The organism is Limnothrix sp. HT2024 (genome assembly GCF_059138625.1).
The window spans coordinates 3650471-3671801 of sequence record NZ_CM181121.1; the positions used below are offsets into that span (position 1 = coordinate 3650471).

13 protein-coding genes and 1 tRNA gene are annotated in these 21331 nt (G+C 53.4%); 11 read left to right on the forward strand and 3 right to left on the reverse strand.

Annotated features, from left to right (window positions below; translation table 11 throughout):
• The first annotated feature begins 17 nt into the window (after window positions 1-17).
• From AC2IAX_RS14930 to AC2IAX_RS14960, 7 genes are all read left to right on the forward strand, one after another.
• Complete coding sequence (locus AC2IAX_RS14930; RefSeq protein ID WP_494388181.1) at window positions 18-1058, forward strand: permease; 1041 nt, start codon at window positions 18-20, stop codon at window positions 1056-1058.
• Between the two features lie 4 nt (window positions 1059-1062).
• Window positions 1063-1920: a DUF6816 family protein gene (locus AC2IAX_RS14935; protein ID WP_494388182.1), complete on the forward strand. Its 858-nt coding sequence runs from the start codon at window positions 1063-1065 to the stop codon at window positions 1918-1920.
• 64 nt (window positions 1921-1984) lie between these two features.
• Window positions 1985-2058, forward strand: a tRNA-Arg gene (locus AC2IAX_RS14940).
• A gap of 49 nt (window positions 2059-2107) precedes the next feature.
• Window positions 2108-2920, forward strand: a complete 813-nt coding sequence (locus AC2IAX_RS14945; RefSeq protein WP_494388183.1) for an ABC transporter ATP-binding protein — start codon at window positions 2108-2110, stop codon at window positions 2918-2920.
• Window positions 2917-3540, forward strand: coding sequence for a hypothetical protein (locus AC2IAX_RS14950; protein ID WP_494388184.1), 624 nt, complete (start codon window positions 2917-2919; stop codon window positions 3538-3540). Before AC2IAX_RS14945 ends, AC2IAX_RS14950 begins: the two co-directional genes overlap by 4 nt.
• A 252-nt stretch (window positions 3541-3792) precedes the next feature.
• Complete coding sequence (locus tag AC2IAX_RS14955) at window positions 3793-4140, forward strand: antibiotic biosynthesis monooxygenase (RefSeq protein ID WP_494388185.1); 348 nt, start codon at window positions 3793-3795, stop codon at window positions 4138-4140.
• Between the two features lie 45 nt (window positions 4141-4185).
• Window positions 4186-5634 carry a RecQ family ATP-dependent DNA helicase gene (locus AC2IAX_RS14960; protein ID WP_494388186.1) on the forward strand — a complete coding sequence of 483 codons (1449 nt, stop codon included), beginning with the start codon at window positions 4186-4188 and terminating at the stop codon, window positions 5632-5634.
• 202 nt (window positions 5635-5836) lie between these two features.
• Here AC2IAX_RS14960 and AC2IAX_RS14965 read toward each other — a convergent pair whose 3' ends face one another.
• Together AC2IAX_RS14965 and rimI are read right to left on the reverse strand one after the other, a co-directional pair.
• Complete coding sequence (locus AC2IAX_RS14965; RefSeq protein WP_494388187.1) at window positions 5837-8326, reverse strand: ATP-dependent Clp protease ATP-binding subunit; 2490 nt, start codon at window positions 8324-8326, stop codon at window positions 5837-5839.
• 455 nt (window positions 8327-8781) lie between these two features.
• Window positions 8782-9369, reverse strand: coding sequence for a ribosomal protein S18-alanine N-acetyltransferase (rimI, locus tag AC2IAX_RS14970; protein WP_494388188.1), 588 nt, complete (start codon window positions 9367-9369; stop codon window positions 8782-8784).
• Window positions 9370-9426: 57 nt separating this feature from the next.
• Here rimI and AC2IAX_RS14975 point away from each other — a divergent pair, with 57 nt between their 5' ends.
• Complete coding sequence (locus tag AC2IAX_RS14975; protein ID WP_494388189.1) at window positions 9427-10416, forward strand: endonuclease NucS domain-containing protein; 990 nt, start codon at window positions 9427-9429, stop codon at window positions 10414-10416.
• A 190-nt stretch (window positions 10417-10606) separates the two neighbouring features.
• Here AC2IAX_RS14975 and AC2IAX_RS14980 read toward each other — a convergent pair whose 3' ends face one another.
• Window positions 10607-16030: a trifunctional serine/threonine-protein kinase/ATP-binding protein/sensor histidine kinase gene (locus AC2IAX_RS14980; RefSeq protein WP_494388190.1), complete on the reverse strand. Its 5424-nt coding sequence runs from the start codon at window positions 16028-16030 to the stop codon at window positions 10607-10609.
• A gap of 314 nt (window positions 16031-16344) precedes the next feature.
• Here AC2IAX_RS14980 and AC2IAX_RS14985 point away from each other — a divergent pair, with 314 nt between their 5' ends.
• The 3 genes from AC2IAX_RS14985 to AC2IAX_RS14995 all read left to right on the forward strand — a co-directional run bounded on the left by AC2IAX_RS14985 (window position 16345) and on the right by AC2IAX_RS14995 (window position 21285).
• On the forward strand, window positions 16345-18270 hold the full coding sequence (locus tag AC2IAX_RS14985; protein WP_494388191.1) for a GTPase family protein: 1926 nt from the start codon (window positions 16345-16347) through the stop codon (window positions 18268-18270).
• A gap of 886 nt (window positions 18271-19156) precedes the next feature.
• Entirely contained in the window at window positions 19157-20470 is a 1314-nt protein-coding gene (locus AC2IAX_RS14990) for a PAS domain-containing sensor histidine kinase (RefSeq protein ID WP_494388192.1), read from the forward strand.
• Window positions 20471-20472: 2 nt separating this feature from the next.
• The gene (locus AC2IAX_RS14995; protein WP_494388193.1) at window positions 20473-21285 is read left to right on the forward strand and encodes a PP2C family serine/threonine-protein phosphatase; all 813 of its coding nucleotides are present in this window, start codon (window positions 20473-20475) and stop codon (window positions 21283-21285) included.
• Window positions 21286-21331 lie beyond the last annotated feature (46 nt).

Consider the following 21331-nt stretch of genomic DNA (forward strand, 5'->3'; position numbering starts at 1 on the left):
TGAGCTTGGAGATTTGAATGCCGCTCGATCGCGCTTTCAACGCTGGTTTTACGCTGTTCCTGAGCCTAATTGTGGAGGCACTGCCCTTCCTGCTCATGGGAGTGGTGTTTTCGAGCGCGCTGTTATTGTTCATTGACGAAGGGCGCTTAATTTCCCTGCTGCCGCGCCATCCCGTTTTGGGGGCCTTGGCGGGCAGCGTGATGGGGTTCTGCTTTCCGGTCTGTGAATGTGGCAATGTGCCTGTGGCGCGGCGGCTGTTGTTGCAGGGAATTCCGGCCCCGGTGGCGGTGGGGTTCTTGCTGGCTGCGCCCACGGCCAATCCGGTGGCCATTTGGGCCACCTGGACCGCCTTTCGCGATCGCCCCGAATTGGTGGTGTTTCGGGTTTTGGCAGCCTTGCTGATTGCGGTGATTGTGGGCTGTGTATTTGGGGCCCAAAAGGATTTACGGCCTTTTCTGAATCCGGGCTTGGCCCGTTCCATGCTGCGATCTCGCGAACTAACGGGCATTGAGCGAGTGGCCCAAGAGCGGGGCTTGCTCACCTCGGGAACCTACTGGCCAGGGGTGACCACGGGCAAACCGCTGGAGTCTTCGTTGGCCACGATGCAGTCCTTGGCGGTGGATCGATCTCGCGAGCGCATGAGCGGAGCCGAGCGCTGGCGATTGTTTTTGGAAAACGTGGTGCGAGAGCTGCGGGAACTGGGCGGCGTGTTGATTTTGGGCAGCGCGATCGCGGCGGTGGTGCAGGTGGCCGTGCCGCGCGAGGTGGTGCTCAGTTTGGGACAAGGGCCCGTCACTTCAATCATTGCCATGATGGTGTTGGCGGCGGTGATTTCCATTTGTTCCACAGTGGATTCCTTCTTTGCCCTGTCCTTTTCGGGCGCGTTCACCAGCGGTTCTCTGCTGTCCTTTTTGGTGTTTGGCCCCATCATTGACCTGAAGGCGATCGGGCTGCTGCTGTCGATTTTCCGGCCCCGGGCGGTGCTGTATATGTTTTTGCTGGCGGCCCAGTTGGCGTTTTTTGTGGGGCTGTTTATGAATTTCCAAACAGGGTGGTAGTGGGGTGACGCGGCGATCGAAACGGTCGGAGATCCCGACGTTCAACCGCTGGTTAGCCCTGGGAGTCGCCCTCTGCTGGGGGGTAATCGCTTGGCTGGGTTGGCCCGCTGTGGCCCAAGCGGGCCCCCTGCTCGATCGGGTCAACGCCTTTCCCTATTGGGTCACCAAGCCCCCCACCAAACCCGCCGCCGGAGACTTGATCTATCCCCCGTGGATGGCGGGTGACTGGCAGGTCACCAGCACGTTGCTGGAGTTGTCGGCTCCGTTTGCGCCGGAAATTGTTACCCCCGGTTTTGAGAGTAATCGATCGCTCCTGGGCCAGCCCGTGAGCTTTGCGGTGCGATTTGGCCCCCAAACCATTGCGCCGGCCCTGAGTGCTTTTCCCCTGCGGAAATATCAACCGCCCGATCGGGCCCCAATTGTGGCCGATCGTGCCTTTAACGGGTTGAACATTGCCGCTGCCTACCTGGGACGAAGGGCCATTGCTGGGGTGGTGGCGGATCCAGGCAATCCCAACGAGCAGATTTTGAAGTTGGCCAATCAGCGGGCCTTGGTCTCCACCGTGACCGATCGAGCCAGCGAAACCCCGAGTGATCGGCGTTTTTTGGCCACGGAAGTGATCGTGCAGTCCTTTCAAAACGAGGGGACTCAACAGGGGCGATCGGTCTATGCCAACGCGGTGGAAACCACCACGGACTATCGCCGCATGGCCCCGGACGCGATTGAAGCCGATCAGTTCACGGCCGTTTATCTGGCCCCGCGCGATCGCTATGCCTCCGTGACCCGCAACCGCCCCGTGGCCCTCTACCATTACCGCTTGACCCTCCAGGCGATCGCCCCTGAGGCCAATCCACCACCGTAACCGTTGCCGTCTTAACCGAAGCAACGCAAAAAATTCGCCTATAATCGGTCTGAAATTTGGATTTGGGGCTGTGGCTCAGATGGATAGAGCAAGCGCCTCCTAAGCGCTAGGTCGCGGGTTCGAATCCCGCCAGTCCCGTGTTTGTGGGGCCCCGTGGGGCCCGTTGCCCCTTGAGTCGCCCATTGCCATGACCCCTTCCACCAGCGATCGGCCCCAAATGACCGAAACCCTGCCTGCTCGGCCCCTGCTGCAAGCCAAGCAACTTTGCAAAAGCTTTGGGGGCCTGAAAGCCGTGAAGGGAGCCAACATTGAGGTGCGATCGGGCAGTATTACCGGCCTGATTGGCCCGAACGGAGCAGGCAAAACCACCCTCTTTAACCTGCTTTCTAACTTCATTCCCTCCGATAGCGGTGAAGTGTTTTTGGATGGGCAACCCATTCACAACCTGTCGCCCCACCAAATTGCCCGCCGGGGGATGGTGCGAACCTTTCAGGTGGCGCGGGTGCTCTCCCGGCTATCGGTTTTAGAGAACATGATCTTGGCAGCCCAAGATCAACGGGGCGAAAAATTTTGGGAAGTTTGGACCCAAAGCAGCCGCATCCGTTGCCAGCAGCGGGAATTGGAATTGCGAGCCATGGAGCTGCTGGAGGCGATCGGCCTGGCCCACATGGCGCGGGAATATGCCGGTTCTTTGTCCGGTGGGCAGCGCAAATTGCTGGAAATGGGGCGGGCCCTGATGGTGCAACCCAAGTTGGTGTTGCTCGATGAGCCAGCAGCCGGTGTGAACCCAGCCCTGATTGAGCAAATCTGCGATCGAATCCAAACCTGGAATCGGGAAGGACTGACCTTCCTGATTGTGGAACACAACATGGATGTGATTATGTCCCTGTGCGATCGGGTGTGGGTTTTGGCGGATGGTCAAAATTTAGCGGATGGATCCCCGGACATGATCCAAGCGGATCCAAGGGTTTTGGAAGCCTATCTGGGGCAAGCCGCATGAACCGAGCAACAGGCTGGATGAGCGTTGGCTTGGGGGCGATCGGGCTGGGGTTTGGCCTGGCCTGGCCTTCGGGGGCCCACCAGGTGAAGGTGGGAGCCGATGTGGCGGCCCTGTTTCACTTGGAACCCGACCACAATCCCCGATCGGGCGAACCGGCCACCATTTGGTTTAGCCTCACGCGCAAAGGCGGCGCAACGATCCCCCTCGATCGCTGCAACTGCCAACTGACCATCAGCCCCCGCTTGCAGAGTCCGACAGCCCCCCAACCCTGGCAACCGCCCCTCACACCCAAGGCCGCCGAAGGGTTTCAAAACATGCCCGGCGCAACCACCATGTTCCCGGCAGCGGGGGCCTATGATTTGGTGCTGAAAGGCCAGCCGAAACAACCGGGCGACTTCCAACCTTTTGAGTTTCGATACGAAACCACCGTGCTGGCCGGCGCAGCCCCCGCCGCTAGTTCGACTCCCTCGCCCGTGTCCGCTGCGATCGCCTCACCAGTGGCCGCTGCTGAAACGACCACCGAGACCCCATGGCATTCTGGGGAACTGGTTTGGTTGGGTGTGGGCGGCGTGGGTTTGGGATTTTTGGGACTTTGGGCAGTCACCCGATCGCGTCGTTAACCGAGTTAACCCAGTTAGCCGAATTAACTGAGTTAACAAGAAAAAATCTGGTCGAAAGTTGATTCGTTCAACTGGCTTACTATTACCTTTAGTATCGCTTTGATTATTGCTTCGTAAAGTTAGCAAGCTGAGAGGTTGCAAAGCATTGCAATTCGCTACAAGTCAGTGATGTTTGATCGGCTTTTTCAAGTTACGCCAGGGGATCGAGTTAGGCTGGCCTTAAGCAAGCACCGTTAGGACTCGACGAACATTATGAGCGAATTTCTAGACTTCCTGAAGCATCAATATGCCTACGTGGCGATCGGGGAATTTCGGCCGGGCAAATTTGCCGAGGCTCAACAACTGTTTGAAGCGGCAGTTTCCACCTACAAACAGGGTTTTGAAGGGGCTTATTTGCTGCAAGAGACCAACAGCGATCGCGGCATTGCGGTGATCTTTTGGGACAACATTGATGATATGGATGCCAATCGCAATGAAGCTTGCGAGGCAATTTTTGCCAAAATGGCTCACCTTTTCCTGAAGCCGCCGGTCACGAATTTCTACGAGGTGTGCAGCAAAGTTGATCCCCAACCGGCCGATCGCCCCCTGGCTTCGGTTTAGGCCATTGACGAACGGCGCGGCATTCGGGGCAGAGGCGCGATCGGGATGGATGAGTGGCAACGGGCGCGATCGCTCTTTCAAACCCTGTGGGGCTACGACGGATTTCGCGGCCCCCAGGGCGACATTATTCAAACCATTTTGCAAGGGCGGGATCTGTGGGCCCTGTTGCCCACGGGAACTGGTAAATCTTTGTGCTTTCAATTGCCGGCCCTGTTGCGATCAGGCTTGACTGTGGTGGTGTCGCCCTTGGTGTCGCTGATGGATCGGCAAGTAGCAGACCTGCGGGCCAAGGGATTGCCGGCCGCCACCCTGCATAGCGAAGTGCCTCGATCGGAACAAAAAGCGGTGCTCGATCGCTTGGAGCGGGGCCAATTGCGATTGCTGTATCTGTCGCCCGAAACCCTTTTCAGCCAGCGAGTTTGGTCACGGTTGTTGCGGTTGGCTCCCCAAATTCAGGGCCTGGCGATCGATGAGGCCCATTGCTTGGCCCAGTGGGGCGAAACCTTTCGGCCCGCCTATCGCCGGTTAGGGATTGCCCGCCAGACCCTGGAAGCAGCGGCCCAAAAGCCAATCCCGATCGCCGCGTTCACGGCCACTGCCACCCCCACCGATCGCGCCATCATTGCCCAAGTTTTGGGGTTGCGGAACCCAGCCCGGTTTGAGCAATCCCCCTATCGGGCCAACCTGCGATTACAGGTGCAGCGCTGTTGGGTTCCTGCCCAGCGTCAGTGGCACTTGCAGCGTTGGTTGCGCGATCGCCCCGGCCAAGGGGGCCTGGTTTTTGCCCGCAGCCGCCAAACTTGCGAAGATCTGGCCCAGGATTTGCGCGATCGGGGCCACCAGACAGCCGCCTATCATGCCGGGTTGCCACCGCCCGATCGCCGCCGCCTGGAAGCCCAGTGGGTCAAGGGTGAGTTGCCCTTTTTGGTCTGCACCAGCGCCTTTGGCATGGGGATCGATCGCCCCGATGTGCGCTGGATTGTGCATTGGCATCGGCCGCTGATTCCGGCGGAATATGTGCAGGAAATTGGTCGCGCCGGCCGAGATGGGCAGCCGGCCGATATTTTGCTATTGATTAGTGAACCCACCGGCTGGCTGGACAGCACCGATCGGCGGCTCGATCGCTACTTTCAGCAGCAAACCCGCCAACAAATCCAAAATTTGAGTCTTGTGGCCCGGCATTTGCCCCAGGAAGGCGCGATCGCTGAAATTGCCGATCGATTTGCTGAAGGGGCGATCGCCCTCAGTTGGCTCCATGCCCTCGGTCAACTGGACTGGCGCGATCCGTTCCACTACCAATGGTCGGGGCAGTGGTCAGCGGCGATCGCCCACCAAGCCCGCACGGGGCGATCGGTTGACCTGCCTATGCGGCGCTACGGGAGCGATCGGGGTTGTCGGTGGCGCTTTTTGTTGCAAGCGTTGGGGTTATCGCCCAAGTCGGCTAACTGGCGCTGTGGTCAGTGCGATCGATGCCGCCACATTGATAAGCGGTGATCCCTGAGTGTATTCAGCCAATCAGCATCCAGAACTGGCCCCAGCCAATGCCAGCAAAAACCGTAAAAGGGCGACCCGTTGAGGCCACCCTTTCACAAATAAGCACTAGTGCATCCCCATCAAGGGCTGGAACTGAGCTGAACTAAACCTGATCGCGATCGAGCCGATCGCGTTTCGTGTTTTGGTTCCGCTTGGTTCAGAGTTACTCGGCCCCTTGACCCACCAGCTCGCGGGTTTCAGCGGGCGGCGCACCGGCCGTCACGTCCACCTTCACGTTGCGGTCTTCGTCCAGGTCGATCGTCGCTGTGTCGCCATCCTTGATCCGGCCGGAGAGGATTTCCTCCGCCAGCACATCTTCCAGCAGGCGCATAATTGCCCGACGCAGTGGCCGCGCCCCGTAGCTGGGGTTGAAGCCCTCTTCGATTAGGCGTTCGCGGAATTTGTCGGTTACCGCCAGGGTGATGCCGCGCTCGGTCAAGCGGGCAAACACTTCCTTGAGCAGGATTTCGGCGATTTCCTTCACCTCGTCCTTGCTCAGTTGGCGGAAGACGATGATCTCGTCGAGACGGTTCAGGAACTCGGGGCGGAAGTAGTTCTTCAGCTCCTCATTCACCAAGGACTTGATCCGGTTGTACTGAGACTCGGCTTGGTCTTCGCCAAACTCGAAGCCCAGACCGCCGCCACCCTTTTCGATCACCTTAGAACCGATGTTCGAGGTGAGGATGATCAGGGTGTTCTTGAAGTCCACCGTGCGGCCCTTGGCATCGGTCAGGCGACCATCTTCCAAGATTTGCAGCAGCATGTTGAACACATCGGGGTGGGCCTTTTCGATTTCGTCGAACAGCACCACGGTGTAAGGGCGACGACGCACGGCTTCGGTCAGTTGGCCGCCTTCGTTGTAGCCCACGTAGCCCGGAGGCGAACCGATCAGTTTCGAGACCGTGTGCCGCTCCATGTATTCCGACATGTCGAGGCGGATCATCGCTTCTTCGGAGCCGAAGAAATAGGCCGCCAAGGCCTTGGTCAGCTCGGTTTTCCCAACCCCGGTGGGGCCAGAGAAGATGAAGCTGGCGATCGGGCGGTTGGGGTTCTTCAGACCGACGCGGGCCCGACGAATGGCACGGGACACGGCTTTCACCGCTTCGTCTTGGCCGATCAGCCGCTGGTGCAACACGTCTTCCATGTGCAGCAGCTTTTCGGATTCGGACTCGGTGAGCTTGTTCACCGGCACACCCGTCCAAGAAGCGACGATGTGGGCGATGTCTTCCTCGTCAACGATCGGCTGCAAGGGGTCGTCGGTGCGCTCTTCCGACTTCTTGGTTTGGGCGATGTTGCGGATTTGCTGCTTGATTTCCATTTCCTTGTCGCGCAGCTCGCCGGCCTTGTCAAAGTCCTGCGATCGCACGGCTTCGTCCTTTTGCTTGAGGACTTCCCGCAGCTCCTTATCTAATTCCTTGGCGGCCGGGGGCAGTTGGGAATTCAGCAAGCGCACCCGCGATCCGGCTTCGTCGATCAAGTCGATCGCCTTGTCGGGCAAGTAGCGATCGCTGATGTAGCGATCGGACAGCTTAGCCGCCGCATCCAGGGCCGCATCGGAGATCTTCAGCTTGTGGTGTTGCTCATAGCGTTCCCGCAAACCGCGCAGGATCTCGATCGTTTCGTCCACGGTCGGCTCGCCCACCATCACCGGCTGGAAGCGCCGCTCCAGGGCCGCATCCCGCTCGATGTGTTTGCGGTACTCATCCAAGGTCGTTGCGCCAATGCACTGCAATTCGCCCCGTGCGAGGGCTGGCTTCAGTATGTTGGCGGCATCGATCGCCCCTTCGGCGGCCCCAGCCCCAATCAGGGTATGGACTTCATCGATCACCAGGATCACGTTTCCGGCCTGGCGAATCTCATCCATGATCTTCTTCAGCCGCTCTTCAAACTCCCCGCGATACTTGGTACCGGCCACCAACAGACCGATATCCAGCGTCACGACCCGTTTGTCTTCCAGGATGTCCGGCACATCGCCATTGGCAATCCGTTGGGCCAATCCTTCGGCGATCGCGGTTTTACCCACGCCCGGCTCCCCGATCAGCACCGGGTTGTTTTTGGTGCGGCGACCCAAAATCTGAATCACCCGCTCAATTTCCTTCTGGCGACCCACCACCGGATCCAACTTGCCTTCAGCGGCCTGTTGGGTCAGGTTGGCCCCAAACTCATCCAGCGTCGGGGTCTTGGTGCGGCCTTGGGAGCCGCCAGCGGTCACTTCCGCCGTTTCGCCCAACATCCGAATCACTTGGGTGCGCACCTTCGACAGGTCAACGCCCAGATTTTCCAGCACTCGGGCCGCGACCCCCTCTCCTTCGCGGATCAGGCCCAGCAGCAGGTGCTCTGTGCCGATGTAGTTGTGGCCCAGTTGGCGGGCCTCTTCGAGCGACAGTTCCAGAACCCGCTTGGCACGGGGCGTGAAGGGAATTTCCACAGCCACGAAACCGGAGCCGCGACCGATAATTTTTTCGACCTCAATCCGAGCGTCCTTGAGGTTGACACCCATGGATTTCAGGACTTTGGCGGCTACACCAGTGCCTTCGCCAATGAGTCCGAGAAGGATTTGCTCGGTGCCCACGAAGTTATGACCCAGGCGGCGGGCCTCTTCTTGGGCGAGCATGATCACCTTAATGGCTTTCTCAGTGAAGCGTTCAAACATTGGCGGTTCCCTATCACCTGCGAAGTGCTGGCAAATCTGATTTTAACACGCGCGGTTTGGGCAGTTTGGGGCTGACCTGGCCGGCAATTGGGGGGCGATCGGGCGGTTTCCCCAACTCGATCGCCTTCCCCTTGGCAAGCTCAAGAACTCGAGAAATTGCCATTAGCTTTCGGGGGATTTTGTCCCCTGATGGGGTAAGGGGGGATCAAGCCTTTTGGGCGATCCTGGGGGATGGATGGATGAATGCTTTGAGGATTTTTAAAGAACGTTTGGGTTGAAAATCGGGTCTTGGGATTGCTGATGGCAAGGGCCAGCGGCAAAACGGCCCGATCGGGAGTGAAACATGGGTCAGCTCAAGCGCTAGCCAGAATTTGGCAGACCCCCATTGAGCCAGCGGACTGGGGTGAATCCCAAAAATTGGGTGAACCTGTTGGGCAGGATTGAAAGATAGGTTTTTAATCTAGCGCATGGCTTGGGGGGCTGCCGACCCCGGCGGCTGGGGGCACAATCTCTCCCCACCACTGCCATTGATGTTGCGCCAGTCGATCGCTCAGGTCAGCAGCGGTGCGATCGAGCTGTTGGGTAAACTGGGGCCAATCCAACCTGCCTAACCACAGGATCGCCGCATCTTCGCCATCGGCGTAGTAGCGTTTGCGACGGCCGGCCTCTTGGAAGCCAAATTTTCCGTAAAGCGACAGGGCCGCTCGGTTGCTCGGCCGCACTTCCAGGGTGGCGCGTTTCATTTCCCGTTGCCGCGCCAAGCTCAACAGACCCCACAGCAAGGTCTGGCCCAAGCCCTGCCGCTGAAATTCCGGTCGCAGGGCGATCGCCGTGATGTGGCACTCGTCAACAATGGCCCAAGCACAACCAAACCCGATCAGTTGTCCCTGCGGATCGATCGCCCCGAGCAAATCACTATTGGGGCTGTCGAGTTCGCGGGCATAGGTATCGGCGCTCCACAGGCCGCCCAGGGCGAGCTGGTCGATCGCTACCAACTGATCGAGATGGTCATGATTCAGCAGTTGTAAACAGAGCGATCGCATAGATCCAAAACCTTATAATCCAGCAAGGATAAATGGCTTCTGTTTGGTGATAGACAAATGATTCGTTATCAACTTATACAGGCAAATGGTCAGTGGTGCTTTGTCAATGAATCTGAATTGGAAAATTTTGTTTGGGAAAACCTTCAGACAGCCCTAGGGCTGACACCCATCAAGCGGCAGTTTTCCTTGGGAGAACAATTTATTGACATCCTAGCCGTGGATGAAGAACAAAATCTGGCTATTGTTGAGCTTAAAAATATAGAAGATCGACATGTTGTTCAACAATTAACTCGCTATTTTGATTTGGTTGTCAACTCCAATGATTCGCTTTCTGAATTCTCGAAGTTCAAAAAGGTTCGATTGATTGGCATCTTACCCAGTGTTCACCCATTTAATGAATTAGATTGCAAATATCACAGATTGCAATTTGAGTTACTCGAATTTTCTGTTCTTTTAGAAAATGAAACTTTTTATTGGAATCTAAAAGCATTGGATAAGAAAATTCCGATTGCAGCTTGGACTAAAAAGGGAGAATTAACTATTGAACCGCCTTCAAAAGCACTAATTAAATTGATGAATAAAAATTGTCCGGAAAATAGTATTGCAAATTTGCTTTACATCAGAGAATTCTTACTTTTATCTGATCCTAGAATGAAAGAAATTCAAGAAAGGGGTGTCTTGATGTATGGTAACACCAAGTCAAAAATATGTGCTGAATTACATATTAAATCCAAAAGAGGCTCTGGAGGCTTATTGCTTCTTAAACTCCCAGACAAGAACTGTTTTTCAAAGGACAGATTGAGATTGTTTCTGGTTTTTCTCGATGAAGACAAAACAAAATTTACGAATATATACTGGGTAGGAACGATGAATTTCAATGGAGGACTGTCTTTCGAGCAAATGGTTCAATGGATTGGAAGTATTGCAGAATCAGGAGATGTAGAAGCTCAAATTGCCTATAGTCGCTATCAAGAAGTGATTGCTGCTGGACAAACCTTGAAATCCTTAATTCAGGTAGCGATTACCTACTGGCAAGAACGCTTATGAAATGAATGATGGTTCAATAACCTTAAAACGCTGTGATGATGAGGACTAGAGATAATGCTTTAAGCCCAACTGTTAGAGGTTCAGGATTATTCCAGTTTGTACCGGCTGATCCTGCAACCTGGCAAAACGATCGCCCCGATCGCCTTTCCCGATCGAATGATTGCCGTTGAGCAATGTTTCGCAGCCTGATCTAGCCTTTAATCGGCAGTTGAATCAAAAATTCAGTTCCTTGTCCTAATTCTGACTGAACTGTCAAACTGCCGCCATGTTTTTTCTCGACAATTTGGCGGGCGATCGTTAGCCCTAACCCCGTACCTTTACCCACCCCTTTCGTGGTGAACAAATGGTCAAAAATTTTGGCTTGCACCTCCTCGCTGATGCCCTTGCCGTTATCCCGAATGGAAATCCGCACTTGATCATCAACAACCGTTGTACTGATCGTGATGATTTGGGGATGCGCTTCCAATTCCTTAAACGATCGATCTTGCACCATTTCATCAAACACATCGATCGCATTGGCCAGGATATTCATAAACACCTGGTTAATCTGTCCGGGAAAACACTCCACTTCCGGGATGTTTCCATAATGCGTCTTGATCTCGATCGCCGGACGAAACGGATTTGCCTTGAGTCGGTATTTCAAAATCAGCACCGTGCTGTCAATGCCCTCATGCAGATTTGCACTCACCTTATATTCCGTATCGGCACGAGAGAAAATGCGAAGGCTGGTGCTAATCGATTTAATTCGATCGGTTGCCCCTTGCATTGACTTGAGCAACTGAGGTAGATCTTCGCAAATATATTCCAAGTCGATATCTTCAGCATGATCCTGAATTGGAACAGCGGGATTGGGATAATGCTGCTGATACAGGGACAAATGTTCTAGTAGGTCTTTGACGTGATCCTTTCCATTGTTAATGCTGCCATTGAGGAAGCCGATCGGGTTGTTAACTTCATGGGCCACCCCCGCTACTAGGTTTCCGAGAGAAGCCATTTTCTCGCTCTGCACCATTTGCAATTGGGACTGTTCCAACTGTTGAGCATAGGTTTGAGCCTGTTGATAAAGCCGAGCATTTTCCAGGGAAATAGCGGCTTGGCTGCAAAGAAACTTCAGAATAGTGATCCGATCGCTGGTAAACACGCCACTAGTTGATCGATTTTCCAGGTATAAAATAGCCCGCAGATTACCCTGATTGAGAATCGGCAAACACAAGGCACTCTTGGGCTGATAGCAGTTTAGATAATCACCAATTACAGGTAAATCGGTATCAAGGTCATTGATCACAACCGTCATCGCCAAGTTCTTCACATATTGAATGAGCCTGATCGGAATGTTGGGATTATCGTCTAAGGGTGTTGATTGAAGTGTCACCTGCTCTGGATTGGCCATCACTCTCACTTGCCATCGATCGTCCTCCCAAAGGATTAAGGCGCATCGATCGGCTCCCGAGTTTTTCAACATCGTCTGAGCTAGGGTTTGTAGCAATTCATCCAGGGCGATCGTGCTGACCAGATTTTGAGAGACCTGTAGCAGGGCAGTAAAATCAAGCATTTGGTTAATGCTGCCGCTAGAACTTCCATGCGGAGTGGCGCGTGGTGAATCAGCAGGATTTGCGATCGTCGCTAGGGTTTCTAAAAGGGCGAAGGGTTGATTAGCCGCTTGCAGAATCGGTTGCAGTAATTGGGCGTAGCGCTGCTCTAAATCAATAACTTTGGCCTTTGCCCCCCAGCGAGCATAGCCATAGTAGGCTTCCTGCATATAACTGGCGGCGATTTTTTCCTTACCCCAATCGAGATAGAATTTAGCTGCCAATTCGTTGGCTAAAGCTTCTTCTTGCATGAAGCCATTGGCTTTAGCACCCGCAATGGCCTGCTCATAGCTGTTAATAGCCTCCAAGACATTGCCCAAAAACCGATGTTTTTCTGCTGCCAGGAGATCCAGCTTATGCTGGTAATTCATTGGAGCATTGTCTGCCCAAGCAGATAGGCTAGCGTAGTGCTGTTCCGCCAAAGCAAGTAGTTCTAATTGCTCATCTTCAGGCTTACCGGCAGCCACCGCTAGATACGTTAATCCCCCATAGAAATGAATGGCGGGAATATGCAGCATTCCGACGATGTTATCTAAATATTTCTTAACTTCATTGAGGTATTCAAAAGCAAGGCTATGGTCACCAAACAAGTAGGCCAAGATCAGCTTGTAGGCGTAAGCAATTCCAAGATCTGTCAATTGCTGATTTTGAAGATGCCGTGGAAAAACCTTCGTCTCGTCGTAACTATCGCCAATCAAGAGAGTAGGCTGGTGGTGTGTTACGAGCAAGCGATCAAAGAATTCATTCGTCATTTGCAAGTATGCCAGGGCACTATCTTGCTTGAGGGAAGCAATAGCAGAACGAAATTGATTAACTTCTGTTTGGAGGGCAGTTAGTTCTTTCCCCGCATAGAAATGAGCGTAAAAATAGTGGGCTAGACAATAGCCTACATACAAAAAATCACCCGCTTCCACTCCGGCTAAATATCCCTGCTTGAGCAGATCAGCCATGGCAGTCATTGACTCTTTCTGATGCTGGACACAGGCAGAAAAGAAAAGAATGGCCAGGCACTTATATGCTTTTGTATTGAGCCGATCGATTAAAGCTAAGGCCATTTTCCCCAGGCGATAACCCCGATCGACCTGACCCAATCCCGTGGCTAAAACCAAGCCGTAGGTGGCATAGCCAACACTTGAAACAGGCGCATTGCCAAACTGGAGCGACAGACTCACAATTTTGGCGCAAACAAAGGGCAGCAATGTGGGGTTGGCAAGAAATACCGCTGGCATGATCATTCCCAACAATTCCATGGCAGCAATGATGGTTGGGTCGTCCATGACGGGCAAGTTGATCAAATTCTCAATCACTTTCCCTTCTAACTCGATCTCTGCCCTTTGCACAGCTTGGGCGCTGATGTTTGATGTGATCTCTGAGGGAAACTCGACCCCTAATTGAGTGACGGCTTGGGCCGCAACGGCGAGCGTCTCTGCTAACCGATCCTGAGCCGTCAAAACCCTGATTTTCACCATGTAAACGGGCACTTTATCCAAGACCGTCTGGGCCTGATCTAAAACCTGTTGAACTTGGGTGATTGCTTCCTCAAAATCGGTCTTTAAACAGGCCACATCAGCAGCCATCTGATGAAGTCTTAAGCTCAACTCATACTGGTTTTGCCACGGTTCTTCTGAAAGTAATTCCAGCCCGATCGTTACGAGATCTTGAGCCACACCGTAAGCGGTTGCCTTTTTAGCCTTTTCGATTGCGGCAAGATTGAGGCGAATCAAAGACTCCCGCTCATGTTGCTGACTTAATAATCGATGCCCTAGGTTCAAATGGCCGACAATATCAAACAGTTTTTCCTCGCGCTCGGCTGCCGACAAACGGCTTTGGAGTAACTGACCCATCTTCAGGTGAGTGACCTGTTTTTGATCTTCAGGAATCAGTGAGTAGGCGGCCTGTTGCACCCGATCATGAAAAAAGCGGTACTGAATTTGCCCAGAAATCTCTTCACCCCAAGATTGATCGACCTGGGATGAATCGCGATCCGCATAGAACTTATAAATTTTGCCCTCCGGCAAAATCAACCCCTCTTGCAGCGCTGACCATAGGGCTGAAGCCGCTTGAATTTCGCTCTGTTCTGACACAATTGCCAAGGTTTTGAGGTCAAATCTGGCCCCGACACAGGCTGCAAATTTAAGCTGCTCTTGTGTAGCTCTGGGTAATTTCTGCAATTGCAAGGCCATGAACTCCACCACATCATCGGTTAGGGCCGCATCTTGTACCTGCACTAAGTCGCATTGCCAGTGACCCGCTTCCCGATCGAAGGTAATGAGATGATCTTGGTGTAGCGCTTTGAGGAATTGGGTCGCAAAGAATGGATTGCCCTGGGTCTTTTGCATAACCAGATGGGTTAAGGGCTGTACTTTGCTGCTGGTGGCTCGGAAAGTATCAGCAATTAACTGGTTTAGGCTCTCCGCACTCAAGGGGCCGAGAATGAGGGTTTCCAGGGGAATATGGGCACTTTCTAAGGCCTTAACAGTGATTAAAAAGGGATGACCAGGAAGCACTTCATTATCTCGATAGGCTCCCAAAACCAAAAGACACTGAGCATGAGAGCAAGCTTCCGTCAACAAGTTTTGCATCACACTCAAAGAAGTGGAGTCAGCCCATTGCAGGTCATCGATAAAAATGACAAGGGGATGCTCTGGCTTAGCAAAAACTCGAATGAAGTTTTGAAATAGACGGTTAAAGCGATTTTGGGCGGCTTCGCCAGAAAGCTCGGGGGCAGGGGGTTGCAATCCAATGATCTGTTCCAGCTCAGGAATTAAATCAATCAGAACTTGACCATTGTTACCGACTGCTTCGAGAATCTTGATCTTCCATTGGGCCAATTGCGCATCGGATTCTGATAAAAGCTGCCCCATCAAGTCGCGTAAGGCTTGTACAAATGCCAGCAGGGGAATATTACGATTGAATTGGTCAAATTTTCCCTTAATGAAATAGCCCTTTTGCTGGGTAATTGGCTTGTGAACTTCGTTCACTACAGCAGTTTTGCCAATTCCAGAAAATCCAGCCACCAGCATGAGTTCTGAGGTGCCCTGAGAAACGCGATCGAAGGCATTCAGCAATGCTTGAACCTCGGTTTCGCGGCCATAGAGTTTTTCGGGAATCAGGAAGCGATCGCTCAAATCCCGCTGACCCAATTCAAAATCAGTGACAGCACCTGTTTCCTGCCATTGGGTTAAACATTGTTGCAAATCATGTTTTAGGCCTAGGGCACTTTGATAGCGATCTTCCGCATTTTTGGCCATTAACTTAGCAACAATCGCCCCTACGGTCTTTGGAATCGCTGGATTGATTTGTTCAACGGGCACAGGTACTTTAGCGATATGGCAATGCACCAACTCCATTGGATCATCGGATTCAAATGGTAGTTGGCCACTGAGGAGTTGATACAACGTCACGCCCAAGGCGTAGAAGTCGGCGCGGTAGTCGATGCCTCGATTCATCCGCCCAGTTTGCTCTGGTGCCAGATAAGCAAGGGTTCCTTCGAGGACGTTTGGATTCTGGATTTCTTGTGTCTCTTTGGGTAGTAAAGAGGCGATGCTAAAGTCAATTAATTTGATTTCTTTCGATTGGGGATGAATAAGAATATTGGCAGGTTTAACATCTTTATGAATAACTCGTTGTTGGTGCAGCTCTTGAAGGATGGTAGTCATTTTCAGAGCAATTGTTAGCACATCAATCAGCTTGAGTCGTTGTTGCCGACAATATTGCTGGAGAGAGATGCTACCACAGTCTTCCATGACCAGGGTATAGCTATTGCCAATGGGCTTTAGGCCCAGGGGTTTCACAATTCCTGAAACGTCAAGATTTTGAGTGATTGTGTATTGATTTTGAAACTGAATTAATTCACCAAAGGTGGGATAGTTTGAATGTAGGACTTTTAAGATAACGATTTGCTGATTGCTGTGCTGCACGGCGCGATAAACGGATGTGCGTGACCCATGATGAATCTGCTCAATGATTCCATATCCAGGAATTTCAGGAGAAGAATTCGTTGAAGAGGTTTTCAGTGCGGGCATATGAGTTGATCCGTTATTTAGCCGTAATTAGGCGTTTTGGGGTTCCTAATTGATTGAATCGTCAAGCAATCAAGGCATCTAGCTTAGCAATTTCTCTCTGTGAGATGCCAATCTCAATATTTTTAGGGCTATGACGATCTCCTGATCTTGCTGTTTGGTCAACCGATCGCCCCGATCGCTTTTCCCGATCGAACAATTAACGATTGCCGTGGGGTGATAATTTCGTAGCCCTTTCTCACTAATGATAAAAAAGCTTGGTCGATCGCCCCTGGTGGTTTCTAGAATGGGAGCCGTAGCCTTGGGAGTTGGCGGCAATGGTGCGACTGGCGCGGTGGCAGTGGGTGGTGTTGGCGCTGCCGTTGGTGGTGATGGTGGGAGTGGTGCTGTGGGCGGCCGGCTCCCAGTTGCACGCTTGGGGCTTAAGTTGGATTTGGGGGCTGTTTACGCTGGTGCTGGTGGGCTGGCGCTGGTTGCTGGTGCACTGGACAAAATCCATGGTGGGACAAGTGGAAGCGGCGATCGCCTCGGCGGGGTTGGCGGATTGGGAACAGCGGGGCGATCGGGCTGCTGTGCCGGTGAATGAAGGTGCGTTGGCGCGGGCGGAAGTGGCCTTGACGGAACTGTTGCAAGCTTCCCAAAACGACCCGGCCCCTTGGGAAAATTGGGATCAGTTTTGGCAGCGCTGTTTGAGCTTAACAACGGCGGTGGCTCGGGCCTATTACCCGGAGTCCAGCTATCCCTTGCTCAGTATCTATGTGCCCCAAGCCTATCGGTTGATGCGGGGGACGGTGGATGATTTGGATCGCTGGATGCAGCAACTGGAGCCGGTTTTGGGCCAGGTGACCGTGGGCCAAGCCTATGAGACCTATACGCTGTATCAAAAGCTGGAGCCTTCCATGCGCAAGGCGTTTCGGGCTTGGCAGTGGGCCCAGTGGTTTTTGAATCCGGTGGCGGCGGTGGCTCGAACGATCACCCAAGGCTCCAGCACTCGGGCCGATCGCGCCCTGTTGGCGAATTTGGGGCAAGTGTTGCGGGAAGCGGCGTTGCGGAATTTGGCGCGCCAGGCGATCGCCCTGTACGGCGGGGCCGGGTTGCCGCCGGAGAATTTCGCCCCGATCGCCTCACCCATTCCCCAGGCCCAAACCGAAACTCTGCAAGCCTTGATTGCCCAAGCGGAACCGGAAGAGGCGATCGCCACCGCCGTGGTGAATGTGTTGCTGTTGGGGCGAACGGGAGCTGGCAAAAGTAGTTTGGTGAATGGGCTGTTTGCGGCGGAGTTGGCGGAAACGGATGTGCTACCCAACACCGATCGGGTGGTGAGCTATGAGTGGGTGGCCGCTACGGGCGATCAGTTGCGGCTATGGGACTCACCGGGCTACGAACAGGCGGGCAACCCAACGGCCGGAGAGCAGGCCCGGGCGGCCGCTCGGGCCGCAGACTTGATCTTGCTGGTGACTCCAGCGCTGGATCCGGCGCTACAAATGGATTTGGACTGTTTGCGGGATTTGCAGGCCGCTGGGGTAACAGCCCCGGTGATTGGGGTCATTTCCCAGGTGGATCGCTTGCGGCCCCTGCGAGAGTGGCAACCGCCCTACGACTGGCTGGGAGGCGATCGACCCAAGGAGCAGTCGATTCGAGAAGCTGTGCAATATCGCGCTGAGTTACTGGGGGCCCATTGCGATCAATTCTTGCCCGTGGTGTTGGGGGAACGGGGGCCCTGGGGGCTGGAAACCCTCTCCCTCGCTTTGCTAGAGGCGATCGGCCCAGCCCAGGAACTGCGCCTGGCCCGCTTTCTGCGCGATCGGGAGGCCCGCGCCACGGCCGCCGCTTGCATCATTGATAAATATGTGTTCCAAATGTCCACCGCCCAAGGGCTGGCCCTGTTTCTCAAAAGCCCTGTTCTGCAACTGATTTCGCGGGTGATGACCGGCTCTCCAACCTTGGCCTATCTGCTGGCCGAGCGCATCCCGATCGAGCAATTGCCCTTGGTGGTTGGCAAACTGCAACTGGCCTACGACCTGTTTAGCCTGTTGCAACCAACAGCCAGCTTGGACGGCGAAGCGCGATCGCACAATTTAGATTGGCTGTCCCTGTGGCCGTTAGTGACCGACAACGAACAACCGCCGGAGCAGGAAGCCTGGGCCTTGGGCCATGCTTTGGTGGAACATTGGAGCCAAGAAACCCCGGCCAACACCCTGCGCGATCGGGTGCAGTTCTATCGCCAATCGCGATCGGTCTAGGCAAAATCGGTTTAGGGGGGTCGTCGTTGAGCACGAAACCCACGATCTGCCGTTAACCGATCGTGGGGAGTAAGGGGCTTAAGCCCCTTGTTTAGGGCGGTTAGGGTATGCAAGATCAACCGTTTTTACTAGGTTCCAGGAAATGACGACAGGCCCTAGAACCGCTGGAACGGGCGATCGCCTTAGATGAATCTTCATGGCGAATGAATGCGCCCTGACCCGAATGAAGTCGAGATTGCGTGCTAATCGCATCCCTGCTGATTTTTGGCGAAAAATTGAGCAAAATTAATTCAGAACTTTAACGCACCACTGATCGGCAGCTAAGGCAGGGGATTAATTTGTGATGATGCATTATCGAAACTTTAACTACAAACATCACAAATTTACGGCGGCCATTCAGATCATCCGTTAACATTGAAGAAGACTTGGCGCTATTTGCACATTTTGCAGCTCAAATTTAAATTTCTAATCTTTTGGCGCTCCTCATAAATATCCAATCCGATGCAGATATTCATAATTGTGGTCTGCCCTAGGCTGATTGTTTGATGTTTAGTGTTTGGGTAGCTTGCTAAGAGGATGTCTGAAAAGCCAAAATTGCTACTCTGTCCGCTCCAGTGATCGACGTAGACAAGGGGCTTAAGCCCCTTGCTCCCACAACCATTGGTGTTTGGCACAGGCCAAAAGATACTTTTCAAACATCCTCTAAGAGTTATCCCTAAGTAGATGTCTGAAAAGCCATAGCTACTCCTTTCAGGTGTCATCGCAAACAAGGGGCTTAAGCCCCTTGCCTTCGTGATGATTGGTGCTTGGCAAAGAATCCAAGATGCTTTTCAGACATCCACTAAGCGAGATTGCTAATTGTCTTTCCATTCAACAACTGACTGTCATGTCAAACCAGTTTCTTGGAATCACTGAAAAACTCAGTTTCCTGATTCAGCAAACTCCTTTAGCGCTGATTGAATGGAACCAAGATTTCTGTGTGATCAGTTGGAACCCGGCTGCTGAAGAAATTTTTGGCTACGCTGCGGAAGAAATTTACCTGCAACCGGTTAGCCGCATCGTGTCGCCAGCCGTACAAATAGAAATTAAACCGCTGATGGAGGCCCTTTTACAGGAACGAAAAACGATCGTTTGTCAGAACGAAAATATTTGCAAAAACGGCAGTGTCATTATCTGTGAATGGATTAACACACCGGTTTTTGACGACGAAGGCCGGATGTTATCCATTTATTCGATCGCCCAAGATGTGACCGATCGAGTGATGGCCGAACGACGCTTGCAAGAATCCGAAGCTCAGCTTTTAGAAAAGTCCACGACCCTCGAACAGGTGGTAAAACAGCTTCAGCAGGCCCAAATTCAACTGGTGCAAAGTGAAAAAATGTCGGCCCTGGGGAATTTGGTCGCCGGGGTGGCCCATGAAATTAATAATCCTTTGGGGTTTTTAAAGGGCAATATTCGCCCTGCATTGGAGCATCTGGAGGATCTGTTTGCCCTGTTGAATGCCTATGCGGAACATCATCCCGATCCCCATCAGCAGGTGCAACAACTCATTGAAGAGGTGGATTTAGAATTTATTCGCCAGGACTTGCCCAAGCTTTTGGAGTCGATGAATCAGGGAATTGATCGCATTAAAACGATTAGTGATAGCCTAAGAACCTTCTCGCGATTGGATAGTGAATATCCCGTTAGTTTTGATTTGCAAGATGGACTGGACAGCACTATTTTATTGCTTAAACATCGCTTGAAATCCCATGATCATCGGCCGGCCATTCAGGTGGTTAAAAATTATGGTGATGTGCCCGAAGTAGAATGTTTTGCCGGTCAATTGAATCAGGTATTTATGAATTTGCTGGCGAACGCGATCGATGAACTGGATGAAGCTTGTCAAGATCATAACTTTCAAGAACTCAGCGAACATCCGCCCCAAATCACCATCACCACTGCTCTCTCGGCGGATCAAAAATCGGTTCGTCTAGCCATTCAAGACAATGGACGCGGCATTGCTGAGGAGCTACAAAGCCAGATTTTTGAGCATTTATTTACGACCAAATTGGTGGGCAAAGGAACCGGCTTGGGCTTAACCCTGGCTCGACAAGTAATTGAAGAAAAGCATGGCGGTCGATTGTGGTTGGAGTCCCAGTTGGGGGTGGGCACAACCTTTATGATTGAGTTGCCGCTGGTTTGTGTAGACAGGAGTTAGGATTGAGCGTCACTGGTCAGGAAGTTGCAGCGCTGCAACTGGAAGTGCAACTGGAATCGATGCGGATGGCATCGATCGCCCTGTCGGTGGCGGGTAGTCGGCATCGGCGGGCGGCGGAACCTTGCCAAGATGCCAGCGGTTGGGCCTTGGGCGATCGGGCAGGATTTGCGGTGGTGGCTGATGGGGCCGGATCGGCCAGTGCCTCCGATTTGGGGGCCCAGGTGGCGGTAGAAACGGTTTTAACGCTGTTGCCCCGTTGGCAGCGGCGGCGATCGCCCCGATCGGTGGCGGATTGGTTGCCGTTGTTGCGGGCGGTGGTGCGGGCGGCGCGGTGGGCGGTCGATCGGGCGGCGCGCGATCGGGATTTAGCCCTGCGAGAGCTAGCTTGTACGTTGGTGGTGGCGGTGGCCCTACCCACGGGATTGGCGATCGCCCAAATCGGTGATGGGGCGGTGGTGATTCAAGATGCCCAGGGTAATTGGCAAACCCTCACGCAGCCGGAACAGGGAGAATTTGCCAACGAAACTCGATTTTTGCAGGAACCAGGGGCCGCCCGATCGCCTCAGTTGGTCACTTGGCTTGGTGATTGGCAGTCTCTCGCGCTATTTTCCGATGGTTTGCAGCGTCTGGCCTTACAGGAACCCGATCAATCGCCTTTTCAGCCGTTTTTTCAGCCTCTGTTTCGGTTTTTAGCCCAAAGCGAAGACCTGGCCGTCGTGATCGATCGGCTGCGGGCGTTTTTGGAGTCCGATCGAATTGCCCAGCGCACCGATGATGATGTCACACTGATTCTGGTTCAACGTTTGGTTGATTAAACCCGTGGTTGATTAAACCCGTGGTTGATTGAACCCGTGGTTGATT